Here is a 24,253-nt window from a genome sequence, read left to right on the forward strand (position 1 = left end):
TGGCCGATGGCCCCTCGGGCGCCTAGTCTAGCGCCTATTCGCAGGGCTTACAGGGCCGGATCGGGCAATGAATAGCGTTTATGTTGATGGCGTTTACATAGGCAAGGCAAAAAACCTCAAGGGTGTGTTTGTACGGGGCATCGACCAAGGTCCGGTTGCCATTGGGGGTGAGCTGTGAATCTGTTTCGTCGCCCTGCGCCGAGCCTGGATGATTTGATCGTGGATACGCGCCAGGACGGCTCGAGTAAATCCCTGATGCCGACTGTGGCAAGGCCCGCGCAGGTGTTTGTGCGTGGCCAGGGCTCCTGGCTGTGGGACAGCGACGAGCGCGCCTACCTGGATTTCAGCCAGGGCAGCGCCGCCAATAACCTCGGCCATAGCCCGCAGGTACTGATCAAAGCCCTGGCCGATCAGACTCATATGCTGATCAACCCTGGCAACGGCCTGCACAACCGCGCCCAACTGAACCTCGTCGACCGGCTGTGCGACCACACCGGCAGCGACCAGGGTTACCTGCTCAACAGCGGCTCGGAAGCCTGTGAAGCCGCGATCAAACTGGCGCGTAAATGGGGCCAGCTGTATCGCGGTGGTGCCTATCGCATTATCAGCGCGAGCGGCGGCTGTCATGGGCGAAGCTTTGCGGCTTTGGCAGCCTCGGCGAGTGCCGGCGGCAACCGTTTTGAGCCGCAACTGCCGGGTTTCAGCCATGTGCCCTTCAACGACTTGCCGGCGCTGCACGCCGCCGTCGATGCCCAAACGGTTGCCATCATGTTGGAGCCGATTCAGAGTGAAGCTGGCGTTATTCCTGCTACCGAGCACTATTTGAAGGGGGTCGAGCGGCTGTGCCGTGAACTGGGGATCCTGCTGATCCTCGATGAAGTGCAAACCGGCATGGGGCGTTGCGGCAGCCTGCTGGCCGAACAACAGTACGGCGTGCGTGCCGACATCATCACCCTCGGCAAAGGCCTGGGTGGCGGTGTACCGCTGGCGGCGTTGCTGGCACGCGGCAAGGCCGGTTGTTTCGAAGAAGGGGAATTGGCGGGGACGCATCACGGCAATGCACTGATGGCGTCTGCTGGTGTTGCCGTACTCGACACCGTTCTGGAAAGCGGTTTTCTTGAACAGGTACGCGAATCCGGCCTGTACCTGGGAGAAGGCCTTGCCCGGCTGGCCTATCGATACGGCCATGGGCAACTACGCGGCAACGGACTCCTGTGGGGCCTGACGCTGTCAGATGATTCTGCGGATGCCGTGGTAAAGGCCGCATTGCACGAAGACCTGATCCTTATCGCCCCGCAACCCGACTGTTTGCGTTTTACTCCAGCCTTGAACGTCAGCAAAAGCCACATCGACGAAATGCTCCTGCGCCTGGCGCGCGCGTTCTCCCGCGTGCGTACCGCCCAACTGCAGTGTCGCAAGGGCATCGCCGTTTAACCCCATATTCCTGAACCGTCTCGCGGCATACGCGGCGCCTCCAGCCTGATTCTTTTGGCTGGGGGCGTTTTTTTGTTCGTGAAATTTTTGGATTGAAAACGTTGATTGAGCATCCGTGAAAACAATGGCTTTTTTAGCGGGCGTCAGCAAGGACTGCCGCTGGTGCAAAAAGAATTTTACTTGCTCCGTTACTAATCTGTACCACTGGGTGGTATGTTTGTGGGAAGGGATATCCATGAAGCTTAGGTTGTTCAAGACACGGGACTTTGCTGATGCAGCCGCCAAGGCTTGGATCTGTGATTCGGAGTTAAGGGAAGCATTCAGCGAGATGTTGAAGGGCCAAGCCGATAACCTGGGAGGCGGTGTCTGGAAGAAGCGCCTCAATCAAAACCGTCATCGTTCAATTGTCCTGGCCAAGGGCAGGCACTACTGGATTTATCAGCTGCTATTTGCCAAGCAGAATCAAAGCAATATCAGTCAAAAAGATTTGATTTGGTTTCGGGCGATGGCAAAAACTTATGAAAGCTTAAACGACACACAAGTCCAGCAATTACTGGATTTAAGGGAGTTTGTGGAGATTCATCATGATCAAAAAATATGAAAGTGAAGCGCTGGAGTCGATTCATAAATCTGCCGTAGCACTTCATTCAATTGGAGCAATCAGCAAAACCACCCTCCGAGAATATGACGAAGCGTGCTTATCGGCTGTCCCTGAACAAATTCCGGCCGAGCAGATCAAGCAGCTGCGTGAAAGCAGTCATGTCAGTCAGCCCGTTTTCGCCCGCTACCTCAACACCAGCGCCTCCACCGTGAAAAAGTGGGAGTCCGGCGAAAAACAACCCAGCGGCATGGCGCTCAAGTTACTGAGCATCGTACAGAAACACGGCTTGGAGATTCTGGCCTGAAGATGGCCCAATGCCAGATCCCACTGAACCCTCACGAACGCCCAAGGTCGATTAGCTACACGGCTCACACGAGCCGATTTTTTGGAGCTTACCCATGGACATCATTCGTATCATCATCGCTATCCTGCTGCCGCCACTGGGTGTGTTCCTGCAAGTGGGTTTCGGCGGGGCGTTCTGGCTGAACATCCTGCTGACCCTGTGCGGTTACTTCCCCGGCATCATCCACGCGGTGTACATCATCGCCAAGCGCTGAGGCCGTCAGCCTTTTGCGATGAGCCGTGAATTGCGCTCGTTGCGAAAGGCCAACTGCTCGATGGTCTGGGTGGCATGCTCGGCTTCTTCCCGCGCCTTGAGGATGATGCCGTGCTGCTCGGACTTGCTGCACACCGGGTCGGCATTGCTCGCATCGCCCGTGAGCATGAACGCCTGGCAACGGCAGCCGCCGAAGTCCTTTTCCTTTTCATCGCATGAACGGCACGGCTCGGGCATCCAGTCGTAGCCGCGAAAGCGGTTGAAGCCAAACGAGTCGTACCAGATGTGCTGCATGCTGTGGTCGCGCACATTGGGAAATTGCACCGGCATCTGTCGGGCGCCATGACAGGGCAGGGCGGTGCCGTCCGGTGTGACGGTCAGAAAAATACTGCCCCAGCCGTTCATGCAGGCTTTTGGGCGTTCTTCGTAGTAATCCGGCGTCACGAATATCAGCTTGCACGGGTGGCCTTCGGCTTCGAGCTTGGCGCGGTATTCGTTGGTGATGCGTTCGGCGCGTACCAACTGTTCCCGGGTCGGCAACAAGCCCACACGATTGAGCTGCGCCCAGCCGTAGAACTGGCAAGTGGCGAGTTCGACGAAGTCTGCCTCCAGGGCAATGCACAGTTCGATAATGCGATCGATCTTGTCGATATTGTGCCGATGGGTAACGAAATTCAGCACCATCGGGTAGCCGTGGGCCTTTACCGCGCGAGCCATTTCCAGCTTTTGCGCGAAGGCTTTTTTCGAGCCGGCCAGCAGGTTGTTCACCTGCTCATCGCTGGCCTGGAAACTGATCTGGATATGATCGAGGCCAGCCTTCTTGAAGTCGCTGATCTTCTGCTCGGTAAGGCCGATGCCCGAGGTGATCAGGTTGGTGTAGAAACCCAGCTTGCGCGCTTCGGCGATGAGTTCGGCAAGGTCCAGGCGTACCAGGGGTTCACCGCCGGAAAACCCCAGTTGCGCGGCGCCCATTTCCCGCGCTTCGCGAAACACCTTGATCCACTGCTCGGTGCTCAGCTCTTTACCCTGCTCGGCAAAATCCAGCGGATTGGAGCAATACGGGCACTGCAACGGGCAGCGGTAAGTCAGCTCGGCAAGCAACCACAGTGGCAGGCCAATCGGTGGCTTTTCAGGCCAGTTCGATCCAGTGCTCAGCACGGGCGACCTCCATGAAATCCTCGATGTCTTGACCGAGTTCAGGCACGCCCGGGAATTGTTTATCCAGCTCGGCGATGATAGCGGCCACGTCGCGCTCGCCGTCGATCAGCCCGCCGATCAAGGCGGCGCTGTCGTTGAGCTTGATCATGCCTTCGGGGTAGAGCAGCACATGGCCTTTTTGCGCCGGCTCGTACTGGTAGCGATAGCCCTGGCGCCAGGTCGGTGTTCTGCTGCGATCAAAGCTCATAGGGTGATCCCTTTATGCCAGACCCGCTGCGCGGTCACGCTGTGATACGGCGGGCGTTTAAGTTCGTAGGCCATGCTCATGGCATCCAGCATGCTCCACAGGATGTCGAGTTTGAACTGCAGAATTTCCAGCATGCGTGCCTGGCCTTCGCGGGTGGTGTAGTGCTGCAGCGTGATCGCCAAACCATGCTCTACGTCGCGACGGGCCTGGCCCAGGCGGGTACGGAAATACTCGTAACCGGCCGGGTCGATCCACGGGTAGTGCTGCGGCCAGCTGTCGAGGCGCGACTGGTGGATCTGCGGTGCGAACAGTTCGGTCAGCGAGCTGCTGGCGGCTTCCTGCCAGCTGGCGCGGCGGGCAAAGTTGACGTAGGCATCCACCGCAAACCGTACGCCGGGCAGTACCAGTTCCTGGGAGCGCAACTGGTCGGGGTCGAGGCCGACGGCCTGGCCCAGCCGCAGCCAGGCTTCGATACCGCCGTCTTCACCGGGCGCGCCGTCGTGGTCGAGCAGGCGCTGGATCCACTCGCGGCGGATCTCGCGGTCGGGGCAGTTGGCCAGGATCGCGGCGTCTTTGAGCGGGATGTTCACCTGATAGTAGAAACGGTTGGCGACCCAGCCCTGAATCTGCTCGCGGGTGGCGCGGCCTTCATACATCGCCACGTGATACGGGTGATGGATATGGTAGAAGGCGCCTTTGGCCCGCAGGGCGGCTTCGAACTCGGCGGTGGTCAACGGTGTGTCAGTCACTTCGTCTGCTCCTACAATTCAATGCTCATGCCGTCGTAAGCCACTTCGACATTGCGCCGCACCAGCTCGGCGCGCTCGGGGGAGTCTTCGTCGAGGATCGGGTTGGTGTTGTTGATGTGGATAAGCACTTTGCGCTGCTTGGGTAGCTGCTCCAGTACTTCGAGCATGCCGCCGGGGCCGCTCTGCGCCAGGTGGCCCATCTCGCGGCCGGTGCGCGTGCCGACGCCACGGCGCTGCATTTCATCGTCGTCCCACATCGTGCCGTCCACCAGCAGGCAGTCGCTGCCGGCCATGATTTCCAGCAGTGGCGCGTCGACTTTGCCCAGGCCCGGCGCATAGAACAGCTTGCCGCCGGTGCGCAGGTCTTCGACGATCAGGCCGATGTTGTCGCCTGGGTGCGGGTCGAAGCGGTGCGGCGAGTAGGGCGGTGCGGCGCTGCGTAGTGGCAGCGGGGTGAAGCGCAAATTCGGGCAGGCCGGGATCGTGAAGCTGGCGTCCAACTCGATACGGTTCCAGGCCAGGCCGCCGTTCCAGTGGGTCAACATGCTGAACAGCGGGAAACCGGTGCTGAGGTCTTCATGGACCATGTCGGTGCACCACACCTGATGCGGGCAACCTTCGCGCAAGCTCAACAGGCCGGTGGTGTGATCGATCTGGCTGTCCATCAGGATGATCGCGCTGATGCCGGTGTCGCGCAGCGCGCGGCCGGGTTGCATGGGCGCAAAGCCTTGCAGTTGCGCACGGATATCCGGCGAAGCATTGCACAGCACCCAGTTCACGCCATCGTCGGAGATCGCGATGGACGACTGGGTACGCGCCTGGGCGCGCAGGCTGCCGTCGCGAAAGCCTGCGCAGTTCACGCAGTTGCAGTTCCACTGCGGGAAGCCACCGCCGGCGGCGGAACCTAGAATCTGGACAAACATGATTGCTCCATCACGCAAAGCTCAAAACAAAAACGCCCCGGGCGAACCGAGGCGTTGTATTACTCAGCCAATCAACGGCTGGCGAAGTACATGGTGACTTCGAAACCGATACGCAGATCAGTGTAAGCGGGTTTGGACCAGGTCATATTCATACTCCTACCAAGGGATGGGACGTTCACTACCAAGTAATACATATAGTCCACCTCCTATTGGAGATGTTCAGATATTGCGTATGAATATTACGCAATTCTTTTCAAGTTAGCGCTGTCTTGACGGAAAAAGCCTGTTGCAGGGTTGGCAACGATCAGCCTGCCGGTTGCCAGGAATCGTTGATTCGCGGGCCGTTGGCCACACAGCGCCAGCCGCCTGAGGCATCGTTGAGCTGCTGGGCCGCACGCTGCAGATCCTCACGTGTGCGGTTTTGTATCAACTGTTGTAGCTGGTCCAGGTAACCCGTCGAGTGGCCCGCCAACTGCGCCTGCCACAGCAGCTCGGCGGCTTGGCTGAGCGGCAGTTGCTGGGCACTGAATTGCTGCGCCAGGGCCTGGTTGCCCAGGTCTGGGCTGCGGTCGATTAACGTCGGTAGCTGGTTCAGAAAGGCCTGCAGGTGATCGACGATCCCGCGCAGTGAAACGCTGGGGGACTGCACGCCAAACAGCAGCCCGGTGTGCCCGTTGATCTGTCGGATACTGCTGAATACTGCGTAGCCAATTTGCAGTTCGACCCGCAGACGCTGGTAAAACGGCCCGTGCAGCAGATGCCCAAGCAGGCGCCAGGCGGCTTCGTCGGCCAAGGTTGTGGTCGGCGCTGGGCAAAACAGCAGCAAAGCCGCTTCGTTGGCGTCTGTTTTCACCCTGTGCCAGAGCTTCTGGCCGTCGAGGGTTGGCGGTGTGTGCTCAATGCTTGCCGCCTGCCCAGGCAGCCGCGCTGCGGCGATTTTGATCGCAGCTTCACAAGCGGCCGGTAACCCAACGCCGAGCCCATGCCATCGAGCAGTCGCCCATGACACTGGCCCGGAGTGAGCGCCGCTGCAGCAAGTCGGCAGCGCCTTGAGCAACGCTCGGATGGCGATCATGGGTGTCGCGGCGGGTGCGGCTTCCGGCGGTTGGCTTAAGCACTGCGCCAAGGCTTCCAGCACTGCCGGCATCGGTTCGTGAAGACCGATCATCTTCACCAACCATTCATTGCCGATCGTTTCGAAAGACAACTCAACTCCCGCCTGACGAGCGTTCTCGCGCAGCATCTGCAATCCGTGTTCCAGTCCTGCGGGCGCGGCGTAATCAAAACGCCATTGCAGATACAGCGCGCCTTCATCGGTGTCATCCACCAATGCCTGGCTGAAAGTCAGCCCCGACACCTCCCGACGGCCTCGGGAGCGGTCCTGGGCGAAGGTACGCAAACCGCGGTGGGCGCTGGTCTGGCCACGGATCAGCCCGGCGCGTTGTTCGTTGGCAGGTGGACGCAGGAACGGGTTGCTGGGCGGCAACTGCCAAGGGTGTTCGGACGGTCTAAGGTGCAGCGAATCCAGCAGCGCTTTCAGTGCGGCAGCGCCTTGTTCCGACAGGTCTTCACGTTCATTTCGCACCACTGCCAGTGCGCTTTGGATCTGTTGCTGACGGGCGTTCTGCAAGGCGTACTCTTCGCGCAAAGGTGTCCAATCGCTGTGTGCGAAAAAGCTCAGCCAATCATGCAGCAACGCTTCGATTTGCGTAGCCGAATCGCCTTGAGTATCGAGGGTAAAGTCGATATCCAGTACGGCTTGCCCGGCAAACGCATAAAGCACGGACGCCTGCAGGGCATTGGCCAGTTTTTGTGCTTTCAGCTCGGCCAGCAAACCACCCGGCGCCGCAGCGTTGAGCCAGGTGCAGAGAAACTCCAGTGCTTGGCGAGGCGCGTCACAGGTAATGACGTGGTGCAGGTGATTATTGGCGACGTGTTGATAGCCCCGCGCGTGGCCTGGCATCAATGCTGGCGGTGCGGTTTGGGGGCGCAGAGGGCCAGGGGCCAACTCATCGCTGAAACGCTGGGCCAACGCTTGCAGTTCTTCCAGCGACTGCGGGCCGGCAAGACTCAACGTCATCTGCCCGCTCTGATAGAACGCGTTGTGAAACGCCCGCAGTGCCTGCTGAAAGGCCTCACGTTCCGCCGGCAGGCTATCCCGATTACCGGCGTGAAAACCGCGCAGCGGATGGTCCGCCGCCAAGCCTTCCAGCAGCGCAACCTGCTGCTGCGCCTTGGCATCCTGCGACCAGGCTACAAACTCCGCCTGCAGCACTTCGCGCTCACGCAGTTGGTCTTCAATCGCCAGGCGCGGATGGGTCAGCATATCCGCCAGCCGCTCGAGCCCACCGGCAAAGGTCGGCACCGGCAATTCAAAGAAGAAGTCCGTGGTGCGCTCGCGGGTGCGGGCGTTGACCTGCCCACCCTGGCGCTGCACGTAGGCCATCAAGCCTTCGCTTGTGGGAAACCGCGCGGTGCCAAGAAACAGCAAATGCTCAAGAAAATGCGCCAAGCCCGGCCACGCCAATGGCACATCATGGCTGCCGGCGGCCACGCGCAACATGGCAGCGCAACGCTTCAGGCGCGGCGCGTGACGCAAGGAAACCCGCAGGCCGTTGGCCAGGGTCAAGTCGAGGTGATGAGGGTGAGCCGGCGCAGGCATGGGCACTTCCGAAACGTAGAATGTGCCTATGCTAACAAACCGTCTGGCTCAGGGCTTGTGCAGCGCGCCGTACAGCTCTGGGCGACGGTCTTGCAGGTAGTGATTGGCCGCGCGGGCATCCAGTATCGATTGGCGATCCAGTGTACCGACGATCAACGCTTCATCCAGCCCCGCTTGGGCGATTCGCTGGCCATTGGGCGCAGCAATACTGCTTTGCCCGCAGTACTGAATCTCGCCTTCGTGCCCGCAGTAGTTGGCGTAGGCCACATAGAACTGGTTTTCAAAGGCCCGCGCCCGTACGGTCACGTCGGCAACAAAGTCGAACGGCACCATATTGGCCGTCGGCACCAGGATTACCTCGGCGCCGGCCAGGGCCAGGCGTCGGGTGTTTTCCGGGAACTCCAGGTCGTAGCAGATCAGAAACCCGAGCTTCCAGCCGTTAAGCTCCACCAGTGGGAAATCATCTTCCCCGGCGCTGAACATCGAGTGGTCCAGGTCGCCAAACAGATGAGTCTTGCGGTAGTTGCACAGGCGCTGGCCGTGGGTATCGATCAACTGCACGGCGTTGTAGATCTGCCCGTCCTCAGCCCGCTCCGGGTAACCGTAGAGAATGGCCAGTCCGGCGCTTTTGGCCAGCTCGGCAATCGCCTGAGCCGACGGCCCATCCTGGGCTTCGGCCAGCGCGCCCACCGCTTCGGCACCGATGTTGTAGCCGCTGAGGAACATCTCCGGCAGCACCAGCACGTCGGCACCGGTCGCCTCATGCGCCAATTGATGCAGGCGCTTGAGGTTGCCGGCCACATCCAGCGGCAGCGGTGGGCATTGGTACAGGGCGACACGCATGCTTAACTCCTTAATCGGCCAGGGCGATCGGGCCGATTTCGTCAAAGACATCACCTGGGCCCGGGTTTTCGGGGTGAGTGCTGCCGCCGAAGTGGGTCATGATGCCCCATACCGCATTCAGCGAGGTTTGCACCGCGCCCTCGACCCACGCAGGCGTCCAGGATACGTCGTCACCGGCGATAAAAATCCCACGCTGTTCGGCGGGCATGTCCTTCTGCATAAAGTGCGCATACATGCGCTGGTTGTAGCGATAGTGGCCGGGCAATGCACCTTTGAAGGCACCGAGGAAATGCGGGTCGGCTTCCCAGGACACGGTGATCGGGTCGCCGATGATGCGCGCCTTGATATCGACTTTCGGGTAGATCTTTTTCAGCGCGTCGAGGGCCAGTTTCACGCGCTTGTCGATGGGCTGCGGGAGCATTTTCAGCGCGTCGCTCATCCACGAATACGACAGGCAGATCACGCCTGGCTTGTCGTCACCGTTGTCGAACAGATAGGTGCCACGGGTAAGGCGATCGGTGAGGGTCATGCTCATCAGGTCGCGGCCGGTCTCCGGGTCTTTGTCTTTCCAGAACGGGCGGTCGACCATCACGAAGGTTTTCGACGACTGCATGTAGCGCGTGCGGTCCAGCGCCATCCACATTTTTTGCGAAAACAGGGTTTCGTCGCATTCGATCTGGGTGGTCAGCAGCCAGCTTTGACAGGTAGTCAGCACGGCGGCGTATTCGCGGGTGTCACCGTAGTTGTCGGTGACCGCAAAGCGGCCATCGGCAGCGTGGGCAATGCGTTTTACCCCTGCCCGTGGCGCGCCGCGATGCAAGGAGCTGAGGCTGGTGCCGCCAGGCCAGTGGGCGCAACGCTCCGGCACATGGCGCCAGATGCCCATGGGCACTTGTGCTACGCCGCCAACCACCAGGTGCTGGTGATCGTCGCAGTTGGTCATCACCACGCGGAAGATTTCCAGCATCGAGTTGGGGAAATCCGAGTCCCAACCGCCCGTGCCGAAACCCACCTGGCCAAACACTTCACGGTGCGCGAACGACAGTTTGGCGAACGCCTTGGACGTGGCGACGAAGTCATAGAAGGTGCGGTCGTCCCACAGCGGTACCAGCTTGTTCCACAGTGCCTTGAGGCGTGGCACGTCGCGATCGCGAATGGCTTGCTGGATATCACCGAACTGCGAGCCGGCCTCCAGCGCATCCGCCCAGGCATCGGCAACTTCCTGGAATAGCACCGGCAGGTCCGAGAGTTTCTGCGCGTAGTGGGTCTGGCCTTCGAGGTCGACCACGGTGCTGCCGGAAGCCGGTGTCAGCGGGTTGGGAAAGGGTTTGGTCTCCAGGCCCAGCTTGTCCACATAGTGGTAGAACGCGGTGGACGACACCGGAAAACGCATGCCGCCCAGCTCGGCGATGATGCCTTCGGCGCCTTCAAAGGCCTGGGAGCGCAAACGCCCGCCCATCTTCGAGGCCTCATACACCACCGGCTTGAGGCCCAGCTTCATCAACTCGTAGGCGGCCACCAGCCCCGCGATCCCGGCCCCCACAATCGCCACTTCCGCGCCATGGTTGGCCGCGGGAATACTGCCCAGGCCAGCCGGATGTTCGATCCAGTCATCAAAGGCAAACGGAAAATCCGGGCCAAAGATGGTGATAGGTTTTTTACCGTCGGCGGGATGGCGATTGGTCTTGCTGATGGTGCTGGACGGAATGCTCATGGCTGACCTTACTGACGACTCGGCGGGATTCGGCCCGTTGAGTATAGGAAAATATGGCAGCCAGTTTAGGGAGCGTAGCGGTCGTTATTAAGACGCAATGTGTCGTCGGATTGAATTGTTTTTAGTCAGAGTGACGAAGTTTCTGGTCAAACTGGCTGACCACGGTCCAATTTGTTACTGAGGATGATCGACGTGGTGGTTTTCTCTACGCCCTCGACACTGCCGATCTGGTCCAGCAACTGGTCCAGCTGTTCCGGCGAATCAGTGCGCAGCCAAGCCACGTAATCAAACTCGCCACTCACCGCACACAACTGCTGCACCTGCGCCATGGCGCTCAGCCTGCGCAGCACTTCCTTGCCCGAACGCGCTTGAACAGTAATGCCGACATACGCCTGCAACCCACCGTCGACCACACGCTGCCCGAGGCGCACGCCATAACCGGTGATCACCTGGGTTTTCTCCAGACGCGCCAGGCGCGACGTCACCGTAGTGCGCGCAATGCCCAACTGCCGGGCAAGCATGGCCACGCTTTCGCGGGCGTTGATCTGCAAGGCGGCGATCAGTTGGCGATCGATTTCGTCGAGGGTGGGCAAGGGTGGGGCTCCGGTGCGAGGGCAGTGAGGCGGTATGTTACAGACTTCCAGACACGAAAAAGCCGCGCAGTGCGCGGCTTTCTTGTTGGGTGGGCCCCAGTATTTTCAAATCCGACATCAAAGCCTCCGATGCCTGCGAACAAGCTGTCAATAGTGGGTTGCTGCGTTCGTGAACTCGTTGTTCCGGATGCTCGCGGCACGCTGGCGGGAGGGCTCTGGGCCTTCAGGTGATTCAGTAGCCTGTAATACGGATACAGGGCGGTATAAGAAAAAGCCCTTAACGCGGGCTCAGACTCGTTTTTTTGCGTCGTTGTAAACTTCGTCGTCACGTCGGTTGCCGACGGCGACGATCAGTACTTCGATGGCTTTTCCATCAACCCGGTACACGATGCGTGTATCGCCAGTCCGAATTCGACGACATCCTGCAAGCGAGCCGCTCAGGGCCTTCCCACTTTTATCGGGTTCTCCATTTACTATTCTTTCCTCGATGACGTCGAGGATCCTGTTTGCTGCTGTGGATCCAAGCCTGTCGAAGTCGCCTTCAGCATCTGGGTGATAGTTGACTCCCCAAGCCATCGCAAATCCTTAGTCTTTTTTGGCGTACCTGGCTCGCATATCTGCGTGAGAGATAGCCGATTTTGGGTTAAAGCTCGCCAAGCGATCACGTGCAGTAGCTTCGATTCGTAGGTCTTCCAGCTCATCCATCAATTCTTGATAAGCATCTACGTTCACGATGACTGCAGCCGGTTCATTGTCTTTGAACACGACCAAGCGATCGGTGGTGCGGCTTGAGATTTCTTTGAGCTTTGAACTGAAGCTCCTAACCATTGCGGTAACCGATATGGCCTGGTCGGCCCGATCAAGTAGCGCTGCCATAACTGAACTCCAAGGCAATTTAACCTAACTACGTACAAAGGCATGCTAAATTCTATGTGCTGTACGATGCGAAGTATTGCTCATATTTGAGCATTTGTTAAGCATTCGCTAAGCATTTTTTGTATGTCTGATCGAGTGATTTTTGCTGGCAGGATTCTCAGTTGGCGGCGAGTTCGCTGCTAAATTCGTTGATTTAAGATCTAAGTCTTTGTTTTTTTGGAGCGCTACTAGCTTTCGCACGGTTCAGCGTTCGGTAGCGGTGGCACGAAACGCCACCATTGCGCGCTTCAAACGCAACCTGCTGCTGCGTGTCCTCATTCTCCCGGCCGGGTGCAGTGCGCAGACCATGTGCCGTGCCGTGCTGGATTTTATGGTGTTTGGGGAGGGCTACTTTCAACGCAAAACCGACCAAGTCGATTATGGGCGCGTTGGTCAACTGACAATTGCTTGACCTAACGGGGCTGAGATGAAGGTGTTGGAAAATTCGAGTGGACATATTGTGGACACTTTTGCTGGTCTGGCTGGAAAGTCTGAGCCAAAAAGCTTGGGTGCAAAAACGACGAAAGCCGCGCAGTGCGCGGCTTTGAGTATGGTGGGCCCAGTAGGACTCGAACCTACGACCAAGGGATTATGAGTCCCCTGCTCTAACCAACTGAGCTATAGGCCCTCAGTAGGACGCGGATTATAGCGACGGTTTCCGTGCTGTGCCATCCGAAAAGTCTGAAACCCGCATATGAAGAAACGTCTCGGCAAAAAGCTCCGGCGGCAGTGGCAGGCTGACGATGTAGCCTTGCATCTGTTCGCAGCCTTCGGCGGCGAGGAAGGCTTGTTGTGCGGGGTTTTCCACGCCTTCGGCAATGATGGTGAATTGCATGCTGTGGCCCAGGGCGATGATGGCGCGCACGATGGCGGCGTCGTGGGGGTCGTCGGGCAGGCCGCGCACGAAAGACTGGTCGATCTTGAGGAAATCCAGTGGCAGGCGCTTGAGGTAACTGAGGGACGAATAGCCGGTGCCGAAGTCATCGATGGCCAGTTGCACGCCCAGGTGCTTGAGTTGGTGCAGCACTTCGAGGGCTTCTTCGGCCTGGCTCATGATGAAGTTTTCGGTGATCTCCAGTTGCAGGCAGCCGGGCTCCAGGTGGTAGTCGTGCAGCAGTTGTTCGATGCGCGCAAGCAGGTTGGGGTGACGCAGTTGTGCGCCGGCGAGGTTGACTGACAGTGGGCCGAAATCGTTGAAGGCGTGTTTCCAGGTGTGCATCTGGCGGCAGGCCTGTTCCAGTACCCAATCGCCAATCTGCAGGATTGTGCCGTTCTCTTCGGCCAGGGCGATGAAGTGTTCCGGCGGCACGTCGCCAAAGGTCGGGTGGTGCCAGCGAATCAAGGCTTCGGCGCCGATCAGTTCTTGGGTGGCCAGGCTGAGCTTGGGTTGGTAGTAAAGAAACAGCTCTTCACGCTCGATGGCGCGACGCAGTTCGTGCTCGAGGGCCACTCGTTCGTTGGCCTGGGCAGTGAGGTCGCGGGTGTAGCTCTCGACACGGTTGCGGCCTTTGGCCTTGGAGCGGTACATCGCGGCATCGGCGTTTTTGACCAGGGTGGCGACATCGGTACCGTCCTGTGGGTAGAGGCTGGTGCCGATGCTGGCGCTGATAAAGAACTCATGCTCGCCGGCCTGGAACGGCGGGGTGAAGCAGGCGAGCAGTTTATTGGCCAGGTGTTCGGCATCGCTGGCTTGTTGCAGGCCGGGCAGCAGGATGATGAATTCGTCGCCGCCCAGGCGTGCCACGGTGTCGATGTCGCGCAGTTGCTCCTTGAGGCGCACGGCGATGTCCTTGAGCAGCAGGTCGCCGACGGGGTGGCCGAGGCTGTCGTTGATATGCTTGAACCGATCCAGGTCGAGGAACAGCACCGCGCCCTGGTTACCGGTTTCTTCCTGGCTAATGAGGGCGGCTTGCAGTCGGCTTTCAAACAGGGTGCGGTTGGGCAGGCCGGTCAGGGGATCGTGGTGTGCCTGGTAGTCGAGGCGAGCCTGGGCGTGCTTGAGGCTGGAGATATCGGCAAACACGGCAACAAAGTGCGTGATCAACTGGTCGCGGTTGCGCACGGCGCTGATGGTCAGCCAACTGGGGTACAGCTCGCCGTTTTTGCGACGGTTGGAAATCTCGCCCTGCCAATGACCGTGGGCCGTCAATTGATGCCACATCGCCGCATAGAACGCGCTGTCATGCAGGCCGGAGGCGAGCAGGCGCGGCGTGCTGCCAAGGGCTTCGGCTTCGCTGTAGCCGGTGATCTCGCTGAAAGCCCGGTTGACGGCGCTGATGTTCTGCCGGGTGTCGGTGATCAATACGCCTTCGGCGGTACTTTCGAATACGGTGGCGGCCTGTTGCAGTTTTTCCTGCATCACTTGGCGCTCGGTGATGTCGCGGGCGATGGTCAGCATGCAGTCATCTTCGCCGATGGGCAGCGGGCGGCTGGACACTTCGCACAGGCGAATCAAGCCGTCGGCGCGGCGGATACGGCAGGCGAAGTCACGCACAAAACCGTCGCGTTGCATCAATTCCAGCATGTGTTTGCGTTCGTTGAGGTCGACCCAGATGCCCAGGTCCAGGGTCGACTGGTCGAGCGAGTTCGCACTGGTAAAGCCCGTCAGGCGGGTGAAGCCTTCGTTCACTTCAATCAACAGCCCATCGCGCTGGCGGCTGAGCAGCAGACCGTCGGGTGAGGCGTGGAAGGCCTTGGCGAATTTCTCTTCGGAGGTTTGCAGCAGTTGCTGGGTTTCCTTGAGTTGGGTGATGTCACGCACCACCACCACCAAGGCTTCGGTGGTGTCGAGTTGGAACGGCTCGGCGGAGAGCAGTCCGGTAAACGCCTGGCCATTACTGCGCAGAAACGGCATCTCCAGGTTGCGGATGCTGGTGGTCTGCACACGTCGCAACAGGTCAGGGCCGATGCCTTGAACACCCAGAATATTCAACTCGGTCGCGGTTTTACCCACGACTTGTTCGGCGCTTAGCCCAATCTGGTCCTCGAATGCCTTGTTCACCTCCAGCAGGCAGCCATCAGAGAGGCGGGCGATGACCAGGATGTCCGGGCATTGCTGAAACACCGAGGCAAACTTCTCTTCGGAAAGCTGCAGCGCCTCTTCAGTGCGTTTGGCTTCGCTGATATCGATCATCAAACCGCGCAACACCGGCTCATGGCCGTGCTCGATCAGGCTGACGATGTCACGCACCCACAAGCAGCGACCGTCGGCGGTAATCACCCGATAATCGAGGCTGTGATCGCGGTTGGCGCGGGTTTCCTGGTAGCAGAATGCCTCGGCACGGGTCAGGTCGGCGGGGTGGATGATGTTGCGCCAGAAACCTGGAATCAACCAATGGGCGCGGGGATAGCCCAGCAGGTCTTCGGCGTGGGGCGACACGTAGCTGTAGGTGAAGTCGGTGATGCTGGCTTCCCAGGCAATCGCAGACAGGCTCTCTACCAGGCCGCGATAGTGGTATTCGCTGCTGCGCAACTCTTGCTCAAGGGCGACCCGCCGGGCAATTTCCGAGCTGAGCCGGCGGTTGATGCGTATCACGATAGCCAACACAGTGCTCAACAGCAGTACAGCCGGCAGGCCGTACATCAGCAAGTCGGCCCAGAAGGTGCGGTGATCGGTGAAGCTGCCGACCCAGTGTTGCTGGATCGCATCGGTTTCGTCGGAGCTGAGGTCGGCGAGGACTTTGTCCAGAATGCCCACCAGTATTTTCTGATCGCGCGGCACGCCCATTGCCAATTGATAGCGATAGGGCGTTTCGCCGCTGACGTACAAACCGTCCAGCTTGAGTTGGCGCAGGCTCCAGACGCTGGAAGCGAGGTCACCGACAACCGCATCCACTTCATCGGTGGCCAAGGCTTGCAGCGTTGAGCTGACGTTCGGCATGGCCACCAGGTTGAGGTCGGGGTGGTGAGTGCGCAGTAATTCGTGCGGCGCGTAGTTTTCCACCACGGCGATCTTCAGGCCGTAGAGGTCTTTGAGGTTGCGCGGTTTTGCGCCGCCCTCATGGGCAAGGATGACGATCGGGAAGTCCAGGTACGGACGCGTAAAGGCCAGATAGCTCTGGCGCTCGGGCGTCGACATGATGCCGGGCAGCAGGTCGAGCTGGTTGTTTTTCGCTTGTTCGAGCACGGCGGTCCAGTTTTCCGGCTCGATCAGCTTGATCCGCACGCCCAGGCGGTCCTGGATCAGGCGTACATAGTCGGCAGCGAGGCCTTGATAACGGCCATTTTCATCACGGTATTCGAAGGGCGGCCAAGAAGCGTCCACCCCCAGGCGCAGCTCCTGATGGTCCGCCAGCCAGCCACGCTCATCATCAGTAAGAGTCAACGCGCCAGCCGTTGCGGTCCAGGCGAGCAGCGACAGCAGTATCACGGTCGGCAGTCTGGGCATAACGGTCTCGTTATGGCACGGGGAATCTGTCGAGTGTAGACGGGCATTTAGGGGGAGGGGTGCTGCGGGGGAAGTTAATCTGTAGAAATTAATCTATAGAAAACAAAACCCCCGGCCTGGGCCGGGGGTTCTGGTATCACTCGTCGAGGAAGGAGCGTAGATGCTCGCTTCGCGTCGGGTGGCGCAACTTGCGCAGCGCCTTGGCTTCGATCTGACGGATCCGCTCGCGGGTCACGTCAAACTGTTTACCGACTTCCTCAAGGGTGTGGTCGGTATTCATGTCGATGCCGAAACGCATGCGCAGTACCTTGGCTTCACGGGCAGTGAGGCCGGACAGTACGTCGCGAGTCGCTTCTTTAAGGCTCTCAACAGTGGCGACATCGATTGGCGACTGCATGGTCGAGTCTTCGATGAAGTCACCCAGATGGGAGTCTTCGTCATCACCAATCGGCGTTTCCATGGAGATCGGCTCTTTAGCGATCTTCAATACCTTGCGGATTTTATCCTCAGGCATTTCCATGCGTTCGCCCAGCTCTTCCGGGGTCGGTTCGCGACCCATTTCCTGCAACATCTGCCGGGAAATACGGTTGAGCTTGTTGATCGTCTCGATCATGTGCACCGGAATACGGATGGTGCGAGCCTGGTCGGCGATCGAGCGAGTGATCGCCTGACGGATCCACCAAGTGGCATAAGTCGAGAACTTGTAGCCGCGACGGTATTCGAACTTGTCCACCGCCTTCATCAAGCCGATGTTGCCTTCCTGGATCAGATCGAGGAATTGCAGACCACGGTTGGTGTACTTCTTGGCGATCGAGATCACCAGACGCAAGTTCGCTTCAACCATCTCTTTCTTCGCGCGGCGGGCCTTGGCCTCACCGATCGACATGCGACGGTTGATGTCCTTGATTTCAGCAATCGTCAGACCGGTTTCGGTCTCAAGCGCGGTCAGCTTCTGCTGGCAACGGATGATGTCCGGCTGCAGGCGACCAATGGCTTCGGCGTATTTCGCCTTGCCTTTGGCCAGTGCGTCGGTCCAGCTTTCGTCTACTTCGTTGCCCGGGAACTGGCGCAGGAAGTCAGCACGCGGCATGCGTGCATCACGTACACACAGCTGCATGATTGCGCGTTCTTGCGCACGCAGACGTTCAAGGGCACTGCGAACACGCTCAACCAGGCCTTCGAATTGCTTCGGTACCAGCTTGATCGGCATGAACAGCTCAGCCAGGGCCACCAGCTCGGCAATCGCCAGCTTGTTGGAGCGACCGTGCTTTTTCAGGGCCTTGCGGGTGATTTCCATTTGATCGGAAACCGCACCGAAACGCTGGGCTGCGATGATCGGGTCCGGGCCGCTTTCAACTTCATCTTCGTCGTCGCTGCTGGCTTCAGCATCGTCGTCTTCGGTGTCGTCGTCGGCTTTCGCGGCTTTCGCATCGACAGGCGGCGGCACTTCGGCGGCAGGCGGCGCAATGCCGTCGTCCGGGTCGATGTAACCGCTCAGAACGTCAGACAGGCGGCCACCTTCGGTGGTGACGCGAGTGTACTCGGAGAGAATGTGGTCAACCGTGCCAGGGAAGTGCGCGATTGCGCCCATCACTTCACGGATACCCTCTTCAATACGTTTGGCGATTTCGATTTCGCCTTCACGTGTCAGCAGCTCGACGGTACCCATTTCACGCATATACATGCGCACAGGGTCAGTCGTGCGACCGATGTCGGTCTCCACCGCTGCCAGCGCGGCCGCCGCTTCTTCAGCAGCTGCCTCGTCGGTATCGGAGTCGGCCAACATAAGGGCGTCCGCATCCGGAGCACTCTCGTGTACGGGGATCCCCATGTCATTAATCATGCGGATGATGTCTTCCACCTGCTCTGGATCTGAAATATCCTCAGGCAGGTGATCGTTGACCTCTGCGTAAGTCAGATACTTCTGCTCACGACCAAGGGTGATCAACTCTTTGATACGAGACTGTTGTTGCGCTTTTCCGGACATAACACCCTATCCACTGAAGGTCTTGGCGGGCAAAAAACAAGCCGAGGATTATACCCGAGCTATGACCTCACACGCCAGCTGAGGTCGGGTTAGATGTACAAACATTCTGTTTTAAGAGGTCGCGCATCTGTTTTGCTATCTGAATTTGCTCTTCAGCCGATAAACCCGGCTGCCTTGCACGCTTGATCAGCTCATCCAGGGTCTGCGTGTGCTGACCTGCGGATAACCTAGTAATGGTGTCTAAAAACTGTTGTTCAAGGTTGTCGCCGTCAATTAGCCACTCCTTTTCCGCCAGTGCTTTAAGCAAGCGTCCTTGTTCGGTGCCATGCCAACGAGCCATCAATTGAATTGAGTTTAGCTTAGGATTTTTCTGTACCGCCTCGATCAAGGCGATCAGTACCTGAGCATACGTATTGCTCTCGTTGGCGAAGTGATCGGCGCTCTCAACTTTTTTTGCCAATTGCGGGTGGTGAATAAGTGTACGCAGTGCAATGAGCGTTGGAGCTTCGACGGCGACAGGAGTTCGCGGCGCGTATGCCTCGTCGCGGTCACCGCGTTTGCCGTTCTTGTTCCAGGGTTTCTTGTCCCATTTTTTACCGCCGGCGCCGGGTTTCTTCGGTGTCCACTCCTGCTGGGGCGCGTAGGCCTCCTGCGGTTGGTGGAAGTCGGAATAGTCCGGCATGGCGTCGTAATCCATGCCTGGGTCGTAAGCCGGTGGCGCTTCCTGCGGTGCGCTGTGCACCAACTGGCTGACGGCCTCGCCACTCAGGCCGGTGATTTCCAGCAGGCGCATGCGCATCAGTGATTTCAGGTTGGCGCCCGGCACTTTGTCGATCAGCGGCGCTGCGAGGGTGGCCATGTGGGCCTTGCCTTCGAGGGAGCGCGGGTCGGCTTCTTCGGTCAGCTGCTGGAAGAAATAGTCCGCCAGCGGCTGCGCGTGTTGATTGATGCGGGCGCGGAAGGCGTCGGTGCCTTCGGAGCGCACCAGGGTGTCCGGGTCTTCGCCTTCGGGTAAAAACAGAAAGCGCGCGCGGCGCCCGTCCTGCAGGCTCGACAACGTGGCTTCGAGCGCACGCCAGGCAGCGTTACGGCCGGCCTGGTCGCCGTCGAAACAGAACAGCACGTTGGGCACCACGCGAAACAGGCGCTTCATGTGTTCTTCGCTGGTGGCGGTGCCCAGGGTGGCGACGGCATTGCGCAGGCCCTGCTGGGCCAGCGCGATCACGTCCATGTAGCCTTCCACCACGATGATTTCATCGAGGTTGCGATTGTTTTTGCGCGCTTCAAACAGGCCGTAGAGTTCCTGGCCCTTGTGAAATACCGGGGTTTCCGGGGAGTTCAGGTACTTAGGCTTGTCATCCCCGAGTACCCGGCCACCAAAAGCGATGATACGGCCACGGCTGTCGCGGATCGGAAACATCACGCGATCGCGGAAGCGGTCATAGCGCTTGCCGGTCTCGGCGTTTTCCACCAACAGGCCGGCATCGATCATGGCCTTTTGCTGCAGCGTATCGCTGCTCAGATGCTTGTACAGGTTGTCCCAGCCCGGCGGGGCGAAACCCAGGCCAAAATCCCGGGCGATCTCACCGGTCAGGCCACGGCCCTTGAGGTACTCGACGGCGGCCTTGCGCTGCGGGTGGCTTTTAAGCGCCTGACGATAGAAGTCGGCAGCGGCCGTCAGCAGCGGGTACAGCGGCGAATCGGTGGGTTGTCGCGGTTTGTGCGCGCGGCCACTTTCTTCGCGTGGGATTTCCATGCCGGCGGCTTTGGCCAGTTCCTCGACGGCCTGGGGGAAGTCCAGGTTGTCGTGGTCCATGATAAAGCCAAGGGCATTGCCGCCTGCGCCGCAGCCGAAGCAGTAGTAGAACTGCTTGTCTGGGCTGACGCTGAATGACGGGGTTTTTTCTTTGTGGAACGGGCAGCAGGCAGTGTAGTTCTTGCCGGCCTTCTTCATTTGCACGCGTGAGCTGACAACATCGACGATGTCGGTGCGGTTAAGAAGGTCGTCAATAAAACTCTGGGGAATCAGCCCGGCCATGGCGTTCTCGTCATCACTGCGTGTAAATGAGGGCCCGTGAAGCGTTCAAGCGCACGTATCGAGTGCTTGAACATCTGTCGTCTGCATGGGGAGTGTATCTGCCGAGCATTCACTGACGTTAGTTTCTATCAGTCTTCGGCTTTGAAATGTTGCCCTGGCGTCCGGTGTTGGCCAGTAGTGGCCTCGGAAACGCCTTGATGGGCACAGCCGACACAGTTGATCGTCTGTTTGTAAAATTAAGTGTGCTCGTCAGTAGCCTTGTTAGGCTCGTCAGAAGAGACGCGCACCGCTGGCAGAAGAGCCAGTCCTGACGTGTGAAGCAGTGTCTCGGTCGCATGTGCGGCGTCGACGGTGAAGCATCAAGCGATATCCGCAAATGCCAACAGCCCGGCTGAGGGCCGGGCTTGGCAGAAGCTTGCTACGTAAGTCTGTGTATTAGTACAGACGAACGGCGCGGCGCTGTTCGCGCTGAACTTTCTTGGCGTGACGCTTAACAGCGGCTGCTGCTTTACGCTTACGCTCAGAAGTTGGCTTCTCATAAAATTCGCGGCTACGAACTTCAGCCAGAACACCGGCTTTTTCGCAGGAGCGCTTGAAACGACGCAGAGCTACGTCGAAGGGTTCGTTCTCTTTTACTTTGACGGCTGGCATCCAGAGCTACCTTCTTTCATTACCGGGAATCAACGTTCTCGTCGCAAAAAATTCGCGGCTGAGGTCGTCGGTTTTTAAGGGTTGCGGATGTTAACCCCTCATTGACCGGAATGCAAAGCCTCTGATCGAAAACCGCTAGTCGGGAGGGGGAGTGGCGACTATTATGCGCGCCTTCGAATTCAGCCTCTACAAGGCGCAAACCCATGCTAGTACTGGGACTTGAAACCTCCTGCGACGAAACCGGTGTCGCACTTTACGACAGTGAACGCGGGCTTTTGGCCGATGCGCTGTTCAGTCAGATCGACTTGCACCGCGCCTATGGCGGGGTGGTGCCGGAGCTGGCCAGCCGCGATCACGTCAAGCGCATGCTGCCCTTGATTCGCCAGGTGTTGGACGAGGCCGGCTGCGTGCCGACCGAGATCGACGCCATTGCCTACACCGCAGGCCCCGGATTGGTTGGAGCCCTTCTGGTTGGGGCCTCTTGCGCCCAGGCGCTGGCCTTTGCCTGGGGCATTCCAGCCCTCGGTGTGCACCATATGGAAGGCCATTTACTGGCGCCGATGCTGGAAAAAACACCGCCGCAGTTCCCGTTCGTCGCTTTGTTGGTTTCCGGTGGCCACACGCAGTTGGTTCAAGTGGATGGAATCGGCCAATACACGCTTTTGGGTGAGTCGCTGGACGACGCCGCCGGCGAAGCTTTCGACAAAACCGCGAAGATGATGGGCCTCAATTATCCCGGTGGCCCGGAAATCGCGCGGCTGGCCGAAAAAGGCGTGCCTGGCCGCTACACCTTCCCGCGCCCGATGTGCGACCGCCCAGGCCTGATGTTCAGCTTCAGCGGCTTGAAAACCTCCGCGCTGAACACCTGGCAGCAAAGCGTCAGCGCCGGGGACGACAGTGAACAAGCCCGTTGCGACATCGCGCTGGCGTTCCAGCAAGCCGTGGTGGAGACTTTGACCATCAAGTGCAAGCGCGCCCTGAAACAGGCAGGTATGCAGCGCCTGGTGATCGCAGGCGGCGTCAGCGCCAACAAGGCGTTGCGCGCCTCACTGGAAAAAATGCTCGGCGACATGAAGGGCGATGTGTTCTATGCGCGCCCCGAGTTCTGCACCGACAATGGCGCGATGATTGCCTACGCCGGTTGCCAGCGCCTGCAGGCCGGGCAGCACGAAAGCCTGGCGATCAGCGTGCAGGCACGCTGGCCGATGGAGCAGCTTTCACCGCTTTAGGCGGTTTGGTCTGAGCCGGGCTCATCAACGGTATTTAAAAATGCCGTTCGCGCCCGGCAAACAGGTCGCGTAAATTGCCGCGGTGGCGCCACACGATCAGCAGTGTCAGTACGCTCATCGGCAGCAACGCCGCCGGTGCCTGCCAGGCCAGCAAGGGCAGGGTGAGTGGCGTGGCGATCAGGGCGGCCAGCGAGCTGGTGCGGGTCAGGTAGAACGTCAGCAGCCAGGCCAGCACGGCCAGCAGCGCTGCCGGAGGGTAAACCCCCAGCAGCATACCGGCCGCGGTCGCGACGCCTTTGCCGCCGCGAAAACGGAAGTACAGCGGAAACAGATGGCCCAGGACGGCGCACACGCCCACCCAGGCCTGCTGTTGCAAGGTAAGACCGGCGAAGCTGGCGATCAGTACGGGCAACAAGCCCTTGCAGAGGTCGCCCAGCAGCGTCAGTACGGCGAGTTTCTTGCCGGCCAGGCGCAACATATTGGTGGCGCCGGCATTGCCTGAGCCACTCATTCGCGGGTCGGGATTTCCCGTCAGGCGGCTGAGCAAAATGGCGAAGGACAGCGAGCCGAGCAGGTAGGCGAGAATCGCCAGTAACCAAAACATGCTAACTATTCCGGGCGAGGACGCCCTGATTCTAACGGGGCAATGCGCCCTTGTCGTGCTGCGGAGAAGAGCTTGGACAGAGTGTTTATCGAAGGCCTGGAAGTCGACACCGTAATCGGGGCCTACGACTGGGAGCGCGGCATCAAGCAATGCCTGCGCCTGGACCTTAGCTTCGCCTGGGACAATCGCCCGGCGGCTGCCGGTGACGACCTGACCCTGGCGCTGGATTACGCCAGCGTGTCCACGCGTATCCAGGCCTTTGCCGAGCAATCCCAGTACCAGTTGGTGGAAACCTTTGCCGAGCGGTTGGCCGAAGTGCTGATGAACGAATTCCAGATTCCCTGGCTGCACCTCAAATTGACCAAGCCCGGCGCCGTACCGGCCGCCAAAGGCGTGGGCGTGGAGATCGAGCGCGGATGTCGCTAACTCAGGTTTACCTTGGCCTTGGCAGCAATATCGAGCGCGAGCCGCACCTGCGTGCCGGCCTGGACGCGTTGGCGGGCTTCTTGACCGATGTACGCTGCTCCGCGGTATTTGAAAGCCAGCCGGTGGGCATCAAGAGCGGGCCATTCTTCAACCTTGTCGTGTCGGCGTATACCGACCTGCCGTTGATGGAACTCGATCGCCGGTTGAAATTCATCGAGGCCGACAATGGTCGTTATGCCCCGGACCGCAAAGGGCTGCCGTTGGATATCGATGTGCTGCTGTACGGTGACCTGGTGGGGAATTTCGACGGTTTGATCCTGCCGCGCGCAGAGATCCTGAAGAATGCTTTTGTGCTGTGGCCGTTGTCGTTGATGGCGCCGGATCGTGTACACCCTGAAGTCGATAAGACCATGGCCGAGTTATGGCGCGATGCCCAGATCGACCAGGTGCTGGCGCCTGTCGGGTTTGAATGGCAGGGCCAGCAGTTGACCCCGGCGGATCTCCTGTAGCCGCCGATGCGCCTGGCTTGACCGGAT

24 protein-coding genes and 1 tRNA gene are annotated in these 24,253 nt (G+C 59.4%); 8 read left to right on the forward strand and 17 right to left on the reverse strand.

Annotation, left to right across the window (positions count from 1 at the left end):
* The first annotated feature begins 174 nt into the window (after nt 1-174).
* The 4 genes from ASE80_RS04395 to ASE80_RS29775 all read left to right on the forward strand — a co-directional run bounded on the left by ASE80_RS04395 (nt 175) and on the right by ASE80_RS29775 (nt 2,592).
* On the forward strand, nt 175-1,434 hold the full coding sequence (locus ASE80_RS04395; protein ID WP_056857831.1) for an aspartate aminotransferase family protein: 1,260 nt from the start codon (nt 175-177) through the stop codon (nt 1,432-1,434).
* A 235-nt stretch (nt 1,435-1,669) separates the two neighbouring features.
* Nucleotides 1,670-2,035, forward strand: coding sequence for a type II toxin-antitoxin system RelE/ParE family toxin (locus tag ASE80_RS04400; RefSeq protein WP_056857832.1), 366 nt, complete (start codon nt 1,670-1,672; stop codon nt 2,033-2,035).
* Nucleotides 2,019-2,339: a helix-turn-helix domain-containing protein gene (locus ASE80_RS04405; protein WP_017138039.1), complete on the forward strand. Its 321-nt coding sequence runs from the start codon at nt 2,019-2,021 to the stop codon at nt 2,337-2,339. Before ASE80_RS04400 ends, ASE80_RS04405 begins: the two co-directional genes overlap by 17 nt.
* A gap of 94 nt (nt 2,340-2,433) precedes the next feature.
* The gene (locus ASE80_RS29775) at nt 2,434-2,592 is read left to right on the forward strand and encodes a YqaE/Pmp3 family membrane protein (protein WP_003194776.1); all 159 of its coding nucleotides are present in this window, start codon (nt 2,434-2,436) and stop codon (nt 2,590-2,592) included.
* A gap of 5 nt (nt 2,593-2,597) precedes the next feature.
* Here the strand turns inward: ASE80_RS29775 and pqqE are convergent, their stop codons facing one another.
* The 11 genes from pqqE to ASE80_RS04460 all read right to left on the reverse strand — a co-directional run bounded on the left by pqqE (nt 2,598) and on the right by ASE80_RS04460 (nt 12,356).
* Nucleotides 2,598-3,749 (reverse strand): pyrroloquinoline quinone biosynthesis protein PqqE, encoded by a 1,152-nt coding sequence (gene pqqE / locus ASE80_RS04410; RefSeq protein WP_056857833.1) that lies wholly within the window; start codon nt 3,747-3,749, stop codon nt 2,598-2,600.
* Nucleotides 3,721-3,996: a pyrroloquinoline quinone biosynthesis peptide chaperone PqqD gene (gene pqqD / locus ASE80_RS04415; protein ID WP_017138041.1), complete on the reverse strand. Its 276-nt coding sequence runs from the start codon at nt 3,994-3,996 to the stop codon at nt 3,721-3,723. Before pqqD ends, pqqE begins: the two co-directional genes overlap by 29 nt.
* Nucleotides 3,993-4,745, reverse strand: a complete 753-nt coding sequence (gene pqqC, locus ASE80_RS04420; RefSeq protein ID WP_056857834.1) for a pyrroloquinoline-quinone synthase PqqC — start codon at nt 4,743-4,745, stop codon at nt 3,993-3,995. The genes pqqD and pqqC overlap by 4 nt, the downstream gene beginning before the upstream one ends.
* A gap of 11 nt (nt 4,746-4,756) precedes the next feature.
* Nucleotides 4,757-5,668 (reverse strand): pyrroloquinoline quinone biosynthesis protein PqqB, encoded by a 912-nt coding sequence (gene pqqB, locus ASE80_RS04425; protein WP_056857835.1) that lies wholly within the window; start codon nt 5,666-5,668, stop codon nt 4,757-4,759.
* A gap of 71 nt (nt 5,669-5,739) precedes the next feature.
* Nucleotides 5,740-5,814 (reverse strand): pyrroloquinoline quinone precursor peptide PqqA, encoded by a 75-nt coding sequence (gene pqqA, locus ASE80_RS04430; protein WP_003194766.1) that lies wholly within the window; start codon nt 5,812-5,814, stop codon nt 5,740-5,742.
* A 158-nt stretch (nt 5,815-5,972) separates the two neighbouring features.
* Nucleotides 5,973-8,330 (reverse strand): pyrroloquinoline quinone biosynthesis protein PqqF, encoded by a 2,358-nt coding sequence (pqqF, locus tag ASE80_RS04435; protein ID WP_056857836.1) that lies wholly within the window; start codon nt 8,328-8,330, stop codon nt 5,973-5,975.
* A 48-nt stretch (nt 8,331-8,378) separates the two neighbouring features.
* On the reverse strand, nt 8,379-9,173 hold the full coding sequence (locus ASE80_RS04440) for a carbon-nitrogen hydrolase family protein (protein ID WP_056857837.1): 795 nt from the start codon (nt 9,171-9,173) through the stop codon (nt 8,379-8,381).
* 10 nt (nt 9,174-9,183) lie between these two features.
* Nucleotides 9,184-10,866, reverse strand: coding sequence for a flavin monoamine oxidase family protein (locus ASE80_RS04445; protein ID WP_056857874.1), 1,683 nt, complete (start codon nt 10,864-10,866; stop codon nt 9,184-9,186).
* Nucleotides 10,867-11,033: 167 nt separating this feature from the next.
* Nucleotides 11,034-11,480 (reverse strand): Lrp/AsnC family transcriptional regulator, encoded by a 447-nt coding sequence (locus ASE80_RS04450; RefSeq protein ID WP_056857838.1) that lies wholly within the window; start codon nt 11,478-11,480, stop codon nt 11,034-11,036.
* A 288-nt stretch (nt 11,481-11,768) separates the two neighbouring features.
* Nucleotides 11,769-12,056 carry a type II toxin-antitoxin system RelE family toxin gene (locus tag ASE80_RS04455; RefSeq protein ID WP_056857839.1) on the reverse strand — a complete coding sequence of 96 codons (288 nt, stop codon included), beginning with the start codon at nt 12,054-12,056 and terminating at the stop codon, nt 11,769-11,771.
* Between the two features lie 9 nt (nt 12,057-12,065).
* On the reverse strand, nt 12,066-12,356 hold the full coding sequence (locus ASE80_RS04460; RefSeq protein WP_056857840.1) for a Phd-YefM: 291 nt from the start codon (nt 12,354-12,356) through the stop codon (nt 12,066-12,068).
* Nucleotides 12,357-12,498: 142 nt separating this feature from the next.
* Between ASE80_RS04460 and ASE80_RS31640 the strand changes: the two genes are divergently transcribed.
* On the forward strand, nt 12,499-12,807 hold the full coding sequence (locus ASE80_RS31640) for a hypothetical protein (protein WP_133257335.1): 309 nt from the start codon (nt 12,499-12,501) through the stop codon (nt 12,805-12,807).
* Between the two features lie 139 nt (nt 12,808-12,946).
* On the opposite strand, the gene ASE80_RS04470 is transcribed toward ASE80_RS31640, so the two are convergent.
* The 5 genes from ASE80_RS04470 to rpsU form a co-directional block, all read right to left on the reverse strand.
* Nucleotides 12,947-13,023, reverse strand: a tRNA-Ile gene (locus tag ASE80_RS04470).
* Between the two features lie 15 nt (nt 13,024-13,038).
* Nucleotides 13,039-16,782 (reverse strand): EAL domain-containing protein, encoded by a 3,744-nt coding sequence (locus tag ASE80_RS04475; protein ID WP_056857842.1) that lies wholly within the window; start codon nt 16,780-16,782, stop codon nt 13,039-13,041.
* A gap of 136 nt (nt 16,783-16,918) precedes the next feature.
* A complete protein-coding gene (gene rpoD, locus ASE80_RS04480) occupies nt 16,919-18,769 on the reverse strand; it encodes an RNA polymerase sigma factor RpoD (RefSeq protein ID WP_017138049.1) in 1,851 nt (616 codons plus the stop codon).
* A 67-nt stretch (nt 18,770-18,836) separates the two neighbouring features.
* Nucleotides 18,837-20,807 (reverse strand): DNA primase, encoded by a 1,971-nt coding sequence (dnaG, locus tag ASE80_RS04485; protein ID WP_056857843.1) that lies wholly within the window; start codon nt 20,805-20,807, stop codon nt 18,837-18,839.
* 435 nt (nt 20,808-21,242) lie between these two features.
* Entirely contained in the window at nt 21,243-21,458 is a 216-nt protein-coding gene (rpsU, locus tag ASE80_RS04490; RefSeq protein WP_002551877.1) for a 30S ribosomal protein S21, read from the reverse strand.
* Between the two features lie 203 nt (nt 21,459-21,661).
* Between rpsU and tsaD the strand changes: the two genes are divergently transcribed.
* The gene (gene tsaD, locus ASE80_RS04495; protein ID WP_056857844.1) at nt 21,662-22,687 is read left to right on the forward strand and encodes a tRNA (adenosine(37)-N6)-threonylcarbamoyltransferase complex transferase subunit TsaD; all 1,026 of its coding nucleotides are present in this window, start codon (nt 21,662-21,664) and stop codon (nt 22,685-22,687) included.
* 34 nt (nt 22,688-22,721) lie between these two features.
* On the opposite strand, the gene plsY is transcribed toward tsaD, so the two are convergent.
* Nucleotides 22,722-23,291 carry a glycerol-3-phosphate 1-O-acyltransferase PlsY gene (gene plsY, locus ASE80_RS04500; protein WP_056857845.1) on the reverse strand — a complete coding sequence of 190 codons (570 nt, stop codon included), beginning with the start codon at nt 23,289-23,291 and terminating at the stop codon, nt 22,722-22,724.
* Between the two features lie 72 nt (nt 23,292-23,363).
* Between plsY and folB the strand changes: the two genes are divergently transcribed.
* A complete protein-coding gene (folB, locus tag ASE80_RS04505) occupies nt 23,364-23,717 on the forward strand; it encodes a dihydroneopterin aldolase (RefSeq protein WP_017138053.1) in 354 nt (117 codons plus the stop codon).
* Nucleotides 23,708-24,226: a 2-amino-4-hydroxy-6-hydroxymethyldihydropteridine diphosphokinase gene (gene folK / locus ASE80_RS04510; protein WP_056857846.1), complete on the forward strand. Its 519-nt coding sequence runs from the start codon at nt 23,708-23,710 to the stop codon at nt 24,224-24,226. Before folB ends, folK begins: the two co-directional genes overlap by 10 nt.
* Nucleotides 24,227-24,253: the final 27 nt, after the last annotated feature.

This window comes from Pseudomonas sp. Leaf15, assembly GCF_001421425.1.
In the GTDB taxonomy this organism is placed as follows: Bacteria; Pseudomonadota; Gammaproteobacteria; order Pseudomonadales; family Pseudomonadaceae; genus Aquipseudomonas; species Aquipseudomonas salomonii.

Bases quoted from the DNA above. Each gene is read 5' to 3' on its own strand.
- ASE80_RS04400 (WP_056857832.1), top strand. From the start codon at position 1,670: ATGAAGCTTAGGTTGTTCAAGACACGGGACTTTGCTGATGCAGCCGCC.
- ASE80_RS04405 (WP_017138039.1), top strand. From the start codon at position 2,019: ATGATCAAAAAATATGAAAGTGAAGCGCTGGAGTCGATTCATAAATCT.
- ASE80_RS29775 (WP_003194776.1), top strand. From the start codon at position 2,434: ATGGACATCATTCGTATCATCATCGCTATCCTGCTGCCGCCACTGGGT.
- pqqD (WP_017138041.1), bottom strand. From the start codon at position 3,996: ATGAGCTTTGATCGCAGCAGAACACCGACCTGGCGCCAGGGCTATCGC.
- pqqB (WP_056857835.1), bottom strand. From the start codon at position 5,668: ATGTTTGTCCAGATTCTAGGTTCCGCCGCCGGCGGTGGCTTCCCGCAG.
- pqqF (WP_056857836.1), bottom strand. From the start codon at position 8,330: ATGCCTGCGCCGGCTCACCCTCATCACCTCGACTTGACCCTGGCCAAC.
- ASE80_RS04440 (WP_056857837.1), bottom strand. From the start codon at position 9,173: ATGCGTGTCGCCCTGTACCAATGCCCACCGCTGCCGCTGGATGTGGCC.
- ASE80_RS04455 (WP_056857839.1), bottom strand. From the start codon at position 12,056: ATGGCTTGGGGAGTCAACTATCACCCAGATGCTGAAGGCGACTTCGAC.
- ASE80_RS04460 (WP_056857840.1), bottom strand. From the start codon at position 12,356: ATGGCAGCGCTACTTGATCGGGCCGACCAGGCCATATCGGTTACCGCA.
- ASE80_RS04475 (WP_056857842.1), bottom strand. From the start codon at position 16,782: ATGCCCAGACTGCCGACCGTGATACTGCTGTCGCTGCTCGCCTGGACC.
- rpoD (WP_017138049.1), bottom strand. From the start codon at position 18,769: ATGTCCGGAAAAGCGCAACAACAGTCTCGTATCAAAGAGTTGATCACC.
- dnaG (WP_056857843.1), bottom strand. From the start codon at position 20,807: ATGGCCGGGCTGATTCCCCAGAGTTTTATTGACGACCTTCTTAACCGC.
- rpsU (WP_002551877.1), bottom strand. From the start codon at position 21,458: ATGCCAGCCGTCAAAGTAAAAGAGAACGAACCCTTCGACGTAGCTCTG.
- tsaD (WP_056857844.1), top strand. From the start codon at position 21,662: ATGCTAGTACTGGGACTTGAAACCTCCTGCGACGAAACCGGTGTCGCA.
- plsY (WP_056857845.1), bottom strand. From the start codon at position 23,291: ATGTTTTGGTTACTGGCGATTCTCGCCTACCTGCTCGGCTCGCTGTCC.
- folK (WP_056857846.1), top strand. From the start codon at position 23,708: ATGTCGCTAACTCAGGTTTACCTTGGCCTTGGCAGCAATATCGAGCGC.